The sequence below is a fragment of the Staphylococcus sp. HMSC059F04 genome, from assembly GCF_001812565.1.
Classification (GTDB): domain Bacteria; phylum Bacillota; class Bacilli; order Staphylococcales; family Staphylococcaceae; genus Staphylococcus; species Staphylococcus lugdunensis.
The window spans coordinates 21,576-32,066 of the sequence record NZ_KV809458.1 but is presented as its reverse complement, the minus strand read 5'-3'; the positions used below and the strand labels follow the sequence as shown (position 1 = coordinate 32,066).

Genomic DNA, 10,491 nt, shown 5'->3' with positions numbered 1-10,491 from the left:
GGCTTGTTTGGCTTGTTATCTTTGCCTCCGTTATTCGTACCATCCGATGGTTTGTTTGGCCTGTTATCTTTGCCTCCGTTATCCGTACCATCCGATGGCTTATTTGGTCTGTTGTCTTTGCCTTCATTGTTGGCACTATTTGACGAATTGCTTGGTTGGTTCGTATTATCTGAATCTTTCTGGTTACTATTGTCTTGTGATAAATTATCTGAATGAGCCGGTGGTTTTTCATTAGTAACTTCGTTATATAGTGTATTATCCTGTGCATGAGTTATATGCGGACTTATAACCTGTGTGCTTACAGCAATAGCAAAACTTGCAGATAAATATTTGATCTTTGTCTTTTTTCGTGTCATCTCTATTCCACCTCCTCTCTACATGACATGACTTCTTTCACTTACTAGTATAAAGAAGTTTACATACATATGCATTTAATTATTATTATTGAAAAGTAATATTAATATTTCTGAAACTTTAAAGTAAATTTATTTCACTTCGTTGAGTATATCTATTATACTAAGTATATTAAAAGGCAAAGGAGTTTTTAAAATGGGTTTATTTAGCAAAAATAGTGAAAAATCATTTCTAAATGCTATCGAGGGAAGACGTACAGTCTATAATTTAAAAGAAAGCATTTCTATTAGTGATGAGGAATTAGAACAAATTATGACTCAAGCAATAAAACATGTGCCCTCCGCTTTCAATTCACAATCAACACGAATTGTCTTATTATTGAATAATAAGAATAAACAATTTTGGGATAATACTAAAGCTGTATTAAAAGAAAAAATGGGTGCTGATCGAGACTTCACTGCAACTGAACAAAAAATCGATAACTTTAAACATTCTTACGGTACAATATTATATTTTGAAGATCAATCTGTAGTTAAAGGGTTACAAGAACAAATGCCTTCTTATGCAGAAAATTTTGCGATTTGGTCAACACAAGCAAACGCAATGCATCAATTTGCGATTTGGACTGCTCTAAGTACAAAGGGTATTGGTGCTTCACTCCAACACTACAATCCACTGGTTGATGCAGTAACACATCAAGACTTTGATATTCCTGAAACTTGGGAATTAATGGCTCAAATGCCATTTGGAGATGTGCGTGAAGAACCTAATGAAAAAGAAATTCAACCTGTCGACGCACGCTTTCTTGTACGAAAATAATCCATAGCATTATAAATAGCTTTTTATATAAACGAGGGCAGAATAAATCAAAATTGATTATTCCTTGCCCTCTTTTTGCGTTTCTTTATTGTTTTTAGTAAATTAGATTTAACAATCACCTAAGGAGTGAAACGATGAAACTTCAACTTTTACAATTTAACGTTGCTTATGCAGATGTGAATGCAAATGAACATAAAATAAAAACATGGTTTTCGAATTCTTTACAACAAGACACTGATGTCGTGATTCTACCTGAAATGTGGAATAATGGATATGCATTAGAGCAACTAGAAGAAAAAGCAGATTTTGATTTAGAAAGAAGTACAGATTTCATTAAAAATTTAGCACTACAATATCAAGTAGATATTATTGCTGGGTCTGTATCAAATAAGCATCATGACCACATATTTAATACTGCATTTGCAATTGATAAAACTGGTAAAGTGATAAACCAATATGACAAAATGCATTTAGTTCCCATGTTAGATGAACCAGCATTCCTAACTGCTGGTAAAAATGTTCCAGAAACATTTAAATTATCAAACGGTGTAAAAGTGACACAAATGATTTGTTATGACTTACGATTTCCTGAATTACTAAGATATCCTGCAAGAAGCGGTGCGACAATTGCATTTTATGTTGCACAGTGGCCAAGTGCACGTCTTAACCATTGGCAAGTGTTGCTAAAAGCACGTGCAATCGAAAATAATATGTATGTAATAGGATGTAATGGTTGTGGGTATGATGGAAAAACGCAATATGCCGGACATTCCGTGGTTATTAATCCTAATGGCGAAATCATTCAAGAATTATCTACCACCGAAAAAGAACTTACAGTTACTATAGATATAGATGCAGTTGAACAACAACGTAAAGCAATACCTGTATTTGACAGCTTAGTGCCACATTTATACAAATAAACAAATAAAAGTCGTGAGTTTGGGAGTGACTCACGACTTTTTTCGCTTATTAAGGGAATGTTTTTACAGTTATTTTCAATAATAATTTGGGGATGTTATTAATTATGAAAATCTTCTGACTAGAGTAACACTAGTACAATAATTACCTTCTACAGTTAAGTAGCTAAGCGTAATTATCTACATTGAGCCCTACACAACTCAATGTTAGCAATTCATCAATTATCATTAAGTTGGGATGGCTTAACAATAATTAATCAATTTAACGAAGAAAACATAGTTAAGAATGAATAACTTCTATTATTGAGAATATACAGCTCCAACAACTTACTACAATCATTGTTGGAAAATTGAAAAGCTTATCGTAGCTACAATCCAATTAGTTTTCAAAAAGCTTTATCAATATCTATCACATCTCTGTGATATGTCTATATTAAAACATGATAATTACATAAATAGTCTAAAAATTCTCAACTAATTCATTTTTATTCTTAACTGTATCTTAAATATGTTAAAATTAAACAAAGAACATATATATAACATATTTGTATGCGAATTAAACAGTTAGGCATTAATGATCAAATGAATTGCGTAAAATTGTATAATGATACCAAGGAGCGTGACGCTAATTTGAAGGCGATAGACAAAAAAATTGAAAGATTTGCTAGATACTTGCAGCGTCAAAACAATCTAGACCATATTCAATTTTTGAAGATACGCCTAGGCTTACAAGTCGCATTAGGTAATTTTTTCAAAACTATTGTTACTTATGGTGTTGCTCTTTTATTCCATACCTTTCTTTACACATTAATTACACACTTAACGTATTTTTTCGTTAGACGTTTTGCGCATGGTGCACACGCAAGGTCATCATTGTTGTGCCACATTCAAAATTTAGTTTTATTTGTGGCATTACCTTGGTCAATTGTGCATTTTCAAGTGTCTTGGACATTCATGATTTTGCTAGCATTTATCGCATTCATAATTATTATATGTTACGCACCATCGGCAACTAAAAAACAACCCATACTGCCCCATCTCAGAAAGAAAAAGAAAAGAAATGCCATTCTTATTTCAATCTGTTTTTTGGTGCTAATGTTGTTTGTAAGTGAGCCATACATGCAATTAATAGCTTTAGGCATGTGCATTGAAGCTATTACGTTATTACCAATATTCTTTTCCAAGGAGGAAACGTAATCATGAACTTATTAAGCGGATTATTTACAAAAGGGATTAGTGCAATTTTTGAATTTATCGGAAACTTTTCTGCTCAAGATATTTGTAACGCTTATTTTGATGAGCCAGAAGTACCACAAGAATTAATTGATTTACAAAGAAAGTAATTAATAGAAAGTGTGTAAAGAATGGATTTATTAAATAGTATACCATTGTCAATTTTTCAATCTTTAATGTTGTTATTTGTTGCTAAAATAGTAGCCGATATTAAATTTCAAATGAGGGATTATTTTGCCATTTTTGGTATCATAATCCCTTCAACTATACTGTTTGGCGTGATAGGTAGACAGTCTTTAATATTTTTGATAATTGGATGTTTAATATTCTTTTATTTGAAAATAGGCTTATATTCCGTTTTAGCAATCTTTGGTTCTGCGCTTATTATGTATGTTAGTAATTATATTTCTGTCATCCTTAGTGTAATTGCTGATTATTTTTCTTTAAGTTATATAGTTCAAATAATAATAATATTAGTTTCGTTTACTCTAATATCAATAATTTGTGCTTATTTCATTAGGTTTCTAATTAATAAGCTAAAAAAAACCTATCTGTATTTCAACAAAATATACATATCAGTAATATCTATTTTCCTTATTTTATCTTTGATCATGCTCTATTTATACACGCAAATATTTAAACAAGAATATCAAGATTTAAAAATATTTGCGATTATTTTTGTAGGAATATTGTTTTTCCTTGCAATTTTTATCATCGTTATTACATTCTCTGTACATAGGGAGATGCAGTATAAGCGTAATTTAAAAGAGATAGAAACATACTACGAGTACACGCTGCAAATAGAATCGATTAATAACGAAATGCGTAAGTTCCGTCATGATTATGTTAATATTTTATCTACCATGTCTGAGTATATACGCGAAGATGATATGCCGGGTTTAAGAGAATATTTTAATAATAATATTGTATCGATGAAAGACAATTTACAAATGAATTCTATTAAAATTAATGGTACAGATAAGCTAAAGGTTCGTGCCATCAAAGGTCTTGTGACAACCAAAATTTTACAAGCGCAAGAAAAAAACATTCCCATCAGCATTGAGGTTCCAGAACTAATTGAACATATTGAAATGAACACAGTTGATTTAAGTCGAGTGATTGGCATTATCATTGACAATGCCATTGAAGCTTCAGAAAGTTTAGAAGATGCATTAATCCGCATTGCCTTTATAAAAAATGAGGATTCTGTGTTATTTATTGTAATGAATAAATGTAGCGATACAACGCCCAAAATTCATGAACTTTTTCAAGAGAATTTTTCTACTAAAGGCAAAAATCGTGGTTTAGGTTTATCTAATTTAAAAGAAATTATAGATGCAACACCAAATACTTTACTTGATACTACTATTGATAATGGATATTTCATACAAAAAGTAGAAATTTTAAATAATATACCATAAGGACGTGAAGACATGAAGATTTACATTTGTGAAGATGATGTTAAACAACGTGAAAATATGGTTGAGATCATCAATAACTATATCATGATTGAAGAAAAACCAATGGAAATTGCTTTAGCTACAGATAATCCTTATGAAATTTTAAAAATGTCAAAGGAAAATGAGGATGTTGGTTGTTATTTTTTAGATATTCAATTAGAAGCTGACATAAACGGTATCAAGTTAGGTAGCGAAATAAGAAAGTATGATCCGATAGGTAACATAATTTTTGTTACAAGTCATAGTGAGCTGACATATTTAACTTTTGTTTACAAAGTATCGGCTATGGATTTTATTTTTAAAGATGACCCTGCCGAACTTAAAACTCGTATTATCGATTGCCTTGAAACCGCACATACGCGCTTAAAGTTATTGTCAAAAGAACGTACCGTTGAAACGATAGAGCTTAAGCGCGGTAGTAATTCTGTATATGTGCAATATGATGAAGTGATGTTTTTTGAATCATCAACAAATTCACATCGATTGATTGCACATTTAGATAATCGTCAAATTGAGTTTTATGGTAATCTAAAACAAATTAGTCAAATCGATGATCGTTTCTTTAGATGCCATAATAGTTTTGTTGTCAATCGACACAATATCTCTTCAATCAATTCAAAAGAACGTGTTGTATATTTTAAAAATGGTGAACATTGTTATGCATCAGTACGCAATGTTAAAAAAATATAATTATTAGTTAACATGAAATAATGGGTGGCGGACAAAATCTTGACAATAAATCAGACTTTGTCCACCACCCATTAATATTCACAGAAACGCTCTAGCTAGTTTTTTTGTTTAATTGTTGTTTAACTTCTTCTAAGGTTGGAATGCTTTCGATAGCACCATATTTTGTTGTTACAGTAGATGCAACACAATTACTAAATTCTAATATCTCTGCGCCATCTTGTTCAAGCTGTTGTGTCACTGGTGTATCTTCAGCTAATAATAAGCGACTTATAACTGCTCCAATGAATGCATCTCCAGCACCTGTTGTATCAATAGCTTTGACTGTAAATCCCTCGTGATAGATATGTTTACCATTTTTCAAATAGATGGACGCACCATTGGAGCCTGCAGTATAAATTACCGCTTCCACGTGCCCTTTAAATAAAGCTTGAATACCCGCTTCTAATGATGATTCACCAGTAATAAATTCAAGCTCTTCGTCAGAAACTTTGACAATATTTGCTTTAGGAATAAACTCATTTATTGCCTTTTTACAATCTGCTGCATTTTTCCATAAAGGTAAGCGAACGTTTGGATCAAAAATAATCGTTCCACGTTGCGCTTCAAACTTTTCAATGAGTTTATAATGCGCTTGTTTCATATCACTATCTATTAAATCTACTGAACAAAAATGCATGATATCTTCTGATGACACATCAATTTCTTCAACATTATCTGGATGATATAGCATATCTGCAGATGGTTTTCTGTAAAATGAAAAGTCACGCTGTCCATCTTCCTTTAAACTGACAAAAGCTAATGCTGTGTTAGCGATGTCAGTACGTTTTATATGGGACGTCCCTACGCCAATTTGTTGTAACGTTTCAACAATAATATCACCAAATGCATCTTGACCCAACTGCGTTATCATATGAGCTTGCCCTCCAAGACGCGCTACTGTGCTCGCGACATTTGCTGGTGCACCACCCACTTGTCTTGTAAATCCTGTAACATCTTTCAATTCCGAATTAACAACATTTGGAATAAAATCAATCAATGCTTCTCCAATAGCATAAAGGGTTCTCATTTATTTTTCATCCTTTAACTCATATTTTGTAAATTTTAAATAAACTTGACCTGATTCGGTTGACGTTTTAATACCTGTTGCCTGCTCATCTGGGAATATCCGTGAAGTTAACACCCGTTCTCCGTTATTACAGAAAATTTCTATACTTGATGTATCGACAAATATTTGTAATTGGGATAATGGTGTATCTAAAATCGTACTTCTTGTTGTTCCCTTAACCGGTTCTGGTAAAGTGCCACTATCACTGCGATCTAATGTTAACCGCTGACTTTGTTTATTATAAGTAATCAGCGTGCTATGTTGTTTTGATGTTCGCAATTCAAAATAAACTTCGGAAGCTTCATTTTCTAGAATATCAATTATTAATTCATAATGTAGTCCCTCATATGGATGTAACTTTGTTGTGAATTTATTTGCATACCCTTCAGCTGTTTCTTCATTATGACGTAACTTTTGTAACGCTGGTAGCGGACGTTGAATAAGTTTACCATGTTCAACTGTTAATACTCTTGGTAATGTTAGGCAATGTGCCCACCCTTCGTCATCTGTTGGGTAGTGCGTATCAGGCATACCCATCCAACCAATGAGAATGCGATTACCTTGTTTATCTAGAAAGGTTTGTGGTGCGTAAAAATCAAATCCATAATCAAGCTCCTTAAAATCTTGATGCTCAAATGCTGGCTTTTGAGTATCCAATGTTCCTAGTAGATAGCCCGATTGGTAGATGTTATTATAGCGCTCTCCTTCAGGGGAAATACCTTGAGGACAAAATAGTAAAACGTCAGTCTGATTAAGTTTGAAAAAATCCGGACATTCCCACATATAACCAAAGTTCGATAACTGTGTCGCTATTTCACCTACAAACGCCCATTCATTAACCTGTTCTTCCATTTTATAAAGTAATAAGCACGCATTTTCTTGTTCGTTTTGAGCTGCGATAATCATAAAATATTGCCCATCTTTTTGAAAAACGTTTGGATCTCTAAAATGTTGTGTATATCCCGTTGGTGGTGCTGGAATAACTGGTTTTTCAAACTTTACTGCGTCACCATACTCATCAACTTTAGCTAACATTTGGCTAGAGTGTCGATTCCACTCTGAATCTCTATGATTTCCGGTATACATATAGTAAAGTTGACCGTTGTATTCAAAAGCACTTCCACTATATACACCATGACTATCGTATGCAGTATCTGGTTCTAAAATGGGGCCGTGCGGGGTAAAACTTACTAAATCCTTACTAGTATAATTAAACCAATATTTCAAACCATGAACAGCTCCTAATGGAAACCATTGATGTGATACATAATAAGTCCCATTATAAAATATTAAACCATTAGGATCATTTAAAAGTCCTGTTTCAGGTTGAATATGATACGTTTGTCTATAATGTGAAGCATCAACTTTTTGTTTCAATTCAATTAATTGTGATTGAGGAACATCATCGATACCTTGATAGCGTTGTTCTCTTGTCCATTCACTCATGATTTACCTCCATCAATTTGTTGTTACTTATTTTCATTCATAGTTTATCACTTAGATGGTATCGGTTCCATCCAAAGACAATAACAAATTTAGTTATTTTTATAATTCTACTGGTATGACTGTCAGTAGCTGTGCATCATGATGATTTATGAGCCGATGCAATTGAGATAAAGCTTGTTGACCCGCTTTAAAATAATGATACATTACCGTATTGATTTGCGGTGTCACAATTTGTGTTATTGGATCTCCTCCAAAGCCATATATTTTATGTGGTATTAACTTGTGATGAGGTTGCGAACAATAACTATGTATAGCCAAGGCAATTGTATCTGTAGCTCCTATAATAGCATCTGCCGTGTGTACTGATTGTAGATGCAATTTCACATCATTCTTAGCTTCCATAAACTGGAATGATGTTTTAAAAACTTGGACGTCAATATGGTTCAAAGCTAAAATATCAAGTACACCATTTTTACGTTGTTGGCCAACTGCTTTATCTTCTTCAGTGACACCAAAGAAGTAAACTTGTTTGTAATTTGCTTCAACTATTTGACGTCCTACATAACTACCAGCTAAATAGTCATCATGAATAATACTATTAACGCCAGAATGTTCTTGACCAACTAAAATAACCGGCACATTTATCTTATTAATTACATCTAAATGTTGTGGCGTGATACGCGTTGCCATTAAAATAATACCGTCAACCTTACTTCTTGATAGTGTCTCTAGTGCAATAATTTCTTCTGATAGATCCAGTCCGGTATAATTAAGCAGTAATTGATATTCTAACTCTTTACAGACATGTGCAACGCCTTTGATAGTTTCATCTACAGCATGTGAATTCATACGTGGAATAATCGCACCAATCATTTTTGTGTGTCTAGCACGTAAACTTTGTGCAAATTGGTTAGGTTGATAATCTTGCTCTTTGATTATTTTGCTTAATTTTTCTTTTGTTTTTGTACTTACCGATCCATTGTTTAAGTAGCGAGAAACTGTACTTTTAGAAACACCAGCTAATCTGGCAATATCTGCTATATTTTTCATCTTCGTCACACCTAATCACTCTGTTTCTCTTTTATATCTTATTTTATCATAAATGTAATCGCTTTAAATACTTTTTATCTATACTTAAGTCTTAAAAATTTAATGCCTTTTGTTCAATTTATTTAATTCTCCATAGAAATAGGCATTTTCTCCGTGCACAATCTGATCTAATCCTACTTCATCCTCCTCAACTGTAGTTGCAATAGGGCTTATTCTTTGTAATATTCTACCGATAATCCATGTCAAAAGGATAGAATACAATACTACTATAACAACAGCAATACTTTGGATAAATATTGGGTGTAAGTCTCCATTATATATTAAGCCATTTGTAATGTCCGAATTTACTTGATGGGATTGAAAGATGCCTGTCAAAATGGCACCAATAATGCCACCCACGCCATGTATTCCAAATGCATCAAGTGTATCATTATATTTATACTTTTCTTTAATATGATTAATAACTATATAGCAGAAGATACCTCCTACAATTGAAATGATATAGGCGCTAAGTGTAGTAACATAGCCAGCAGCTGGAGTAATTGTGACTAAACCAGCAAGCACACCTGATAATAATCCAAGTAAACTCAGTTTCTTAGTTATAATATATTCAAATACTAACCAACCAAACGCACCTCCACTAGCTGCGATAACAGTATTAATAAATGATGTAAGTGCAACGCCATTAAAAGCAAATGCACTTCCGGTATTAAAGCCATACCAACCCATCCATACTAAAATCCCACCTATCAAGGCAATAAGTAAATTGTGAGGTTTGATTTTCTCAACTTTCTTGCCACTACCTATCATAATGGCTAGCACTAAGCCTGAAATACCTGATGTAATATGAACGACTGTGCCGCCTGCATAATCAAGTGCACCTAATTGTTGAATCCAACCACCACCCCACACCCAGTGTGCAACTGGACTATAAATAACAAGTACCCAAATAAAAATAAATATCATAAATGGAAAGAATCTCATTCGTCCAGCAATTGAACCTGATAGAATTGAAATAGCAATCGTACAAAACATCATTTGAAAAAGCATGAATAATGCAAACGGAACATGCGGACTAAGTTGACTATTAATTTCAAAACCAACATGTTGTAATCCTATAAAGTCAAAATTACCAATAAACATATTCCCTTTTCCGAAGCTTAACGAAAACCCAAGCAAAACCCAGGTAAACGTTACGATCACCATGGCTGTCAAACTTTGCATCACTGTATTAAGTACATTTTTAGAATGTACAAGACCACCGTAAAATAAACTTAACCCCGGTGTCATTACCCATACGAGTAATGTACATAAAAATAAAAATATTGTGTCATCCATCTTCATAATTACCACTTCCTTTAAAAATATCATAATGATACTCTAAAAAAATGACAAAAATACGTAAGATAAATTAACA

10 protein-coding genes and 1 pseudogene are annotated in these 10,491 nt (G+C 32.9%); 6 read left to right on the top strand and 5 right to left on the bottom strand.

The window, feature by feature from the left end:
- A pseudogene (locus HMPREF2864_RS00325) lies at window positions 1-356 on the bottom strand (hypothetical protein); the annotation flags it as partial.
- 193 nt (window positions 357-549) lie between these two features.
- Here HMPREF2864_RS00325 and HMPREF2864_RS00320 point away from each other — a divergent pair.
- The 6 genes from HMPREF2864_RS00320 (at window position 550) to agrA (ending at window position 5,473) form a co-directional block, all read left to right on the top strand.
- Window positions 550-1,173 (top strand): nitroreductase family protein, encoded by a 624-nt coding sequence (locus HMPREF2864_RS00320; RefSeq protein ID WP_002461413.1) that lies wholly within the window; start codon window positions 550-552, stop codon window positions 1,171-1,173.
- A gap of 134 nt (window positions 1,174-1,307) precedes the next feature.
- On the top strand, window positions 1,308-2,093 hold the full coding sequence (locus tag HMPREF2864_RS00315) for a carbon-nitrogen family hydrolase (protein WP_002477923.1): 786 nt from the start codon (window positions 1,308-1,310) through the stop codon (window positions 2,091-2,093).
- Window positions 2,094-2,720: 627 nt separating this feature from the next.
- Window positions 2,721-3,287 (top strand): accessory gene regulator AgrB, encoded by a 567-nt coding sequence (locus HMPREF2864_RS00310; RefSeq protein ID WP_070544735.1) that lies wholly within the window; start codon window positions 2,721-2,723, stop codon window positions 3,285-3,287.
- Between the two features lie 2 nt (window positions 3,288-3,289).
- Window positions 3,290-3,433, top strand: coding sequence for a cyclic lactone autoinducer peptide AgrD (agrD, locus tag HMPREF2864_RS00305; protein ID WP_002477921.1), 144 nt, complete (start codon window positions 3,290-3,292; stop codon window positions 3,431-3,433).
- Between the two features lie 21 nt (window positions 3,434-3,454).
- Window positions 3,455-4,744 carry a quorum-sensing sensor histidine kinase AgrC gene (gene agrC, locus HMPREF2864_RS00300; protein WP_070544734.1) on the top strand — a complete coding sequence of 430 codons (1,290 nt, stop codon included), beginning with the start codon at window positions 3,455-3,457 and terminating at the stop codon, window positions 4,742-4,744.
- Between the two features lie 12 nt (window positions 4,745-4,756).
- Window positions 4,757-5,473 (top strand): quorum-sensing response regulator AgrA, encoded by a 717-nt coding sequence (gene agrA, locus HMPREF2864_RS00295; RefSeq protein ID WP_002461418.1) that lies wholly within the window; start codon window positions 4,757-4,759, stop codon window positions 5,471-5,473.
- Window positions 5,474-5,564: 91 nt separating this feature from the next.
- On the opposite strand, the gene HMPREF2864_RS00290 is transcribed toward agrA, so the two are convergent.
- From HMPREF2864_RS00290 to HMPREF2864_RS00275, 4 genes are all read right to left on the bottom strand, one after another.
- The gene (locus HMPREF2864_RS00290) at window positions 5,565-6,539 is read right to left on the bottom strand and encodes a carbohydrate kinase family protein (protein ID WP_070544733.1); all 975 of its coding nucleotides are present in this window, start codon (window positions 6,537-6,539) and stop codon (window positions 5,565-5,567) included.
- On the bottom strand, window positions 6,540-8,024 hold the full coding sequence (locus tag HMPREF2864_RS00285; RefSeq protein WP_070544732.1) for a sucrose-6-phosphate hydrolase: 1,485 nt from the start codon (window positions 8,022-8,024) through the stop codon (window positions 6,540-6,542). It lies immediately after the preceding gene.
- A 99-nt stretch (window positions 8,025-8,123) separates the two neighbouring features.
- A complete protein-coding gene (locus HMPREF2864_RS00280; protein WP_002461422.1) occupies window positions 8,124-9,074 on the bottom strand; it encodes a LacI family DNA-binding transcriptional regulator in 951 nt (316 codons plus the stop codon).
- Window positions 9,075-9,173: 99 nt separating this feature from the next.
- The gene (locus tag HMPREF2864_RS00275; protein WP_070544731.1) at window positions 9,174-10,418 is read right to left on the bottom strand and encodes an ammonium transporter; all 1,245 of its coding nucleotides are present in this window, start codon (window positions 10,416-10,418) and stop codon (window positions 9,174-9,176) included.
- Window positions 10,419-10,491: the final 73 nt, after the last annotated feature.

Coding starts and splice junctions, on each gene's coding strand:
- agrA (WP_002461418.1), top strand. CDS start 4,757: ATGAAGATTTACATTTGTGAAGATGATGTTAAACAACGTGAAAATATG.
- HMPREF2864_RS00280 (WP_002461422.1), bottom strand. CDS start 9,074: ATGAAAAATATAGCAGATATTGCCAGATTAGCTGGTGTTTCTAAAAGT.
- agrC (WP_070544734.1), top strand. CDS start 3,455: ATGGATTTATTAAATAGTATACCATTGTCAATTTTTCAATCTTTAATG.
- HMPREF2864_RS00290 (WP_070544733.1), bottom strand. CDS start 6,539: ATGAGAACCCTTTATGCTATTGGAGAAGCATTGATTGATTTTATTCCA.
- HMPREF2864_RS00285 (WP_070544732.1), bottom strand. CDS start 8,024: ATGAGTGAATGGACAAGAGAACAACGCTATCAAGGTATCGATGATGTT.
- HMPREF2864_RS00315 (WP_002477923.1), top strand. CDS start 1,308: ATGAAACTTCAACTTTTACAATTTAACGTTGCTTATGCAGATGTGAAT.
- agrD (WP_002477921.1), top strand. CDS start 3,290: ATGAACTTATTAAGCGGATTATTTACAAAAGGGATTAGTGCAATTTTT.
- HMPREF2864_RS00320 (WP_002461413.1), top strand. CDS start 550: ATGGGTTTATTTAGCAAAAATAGTGAAAAATCATTTCTAAATGCTATC.
- HMPREF2864_RS00275 (WP_070544731.1), bottom strand. CDS start 10,418: ATGAAGATGGATGACACAATATTTTTATTTTTATGTACATTACTCGTA.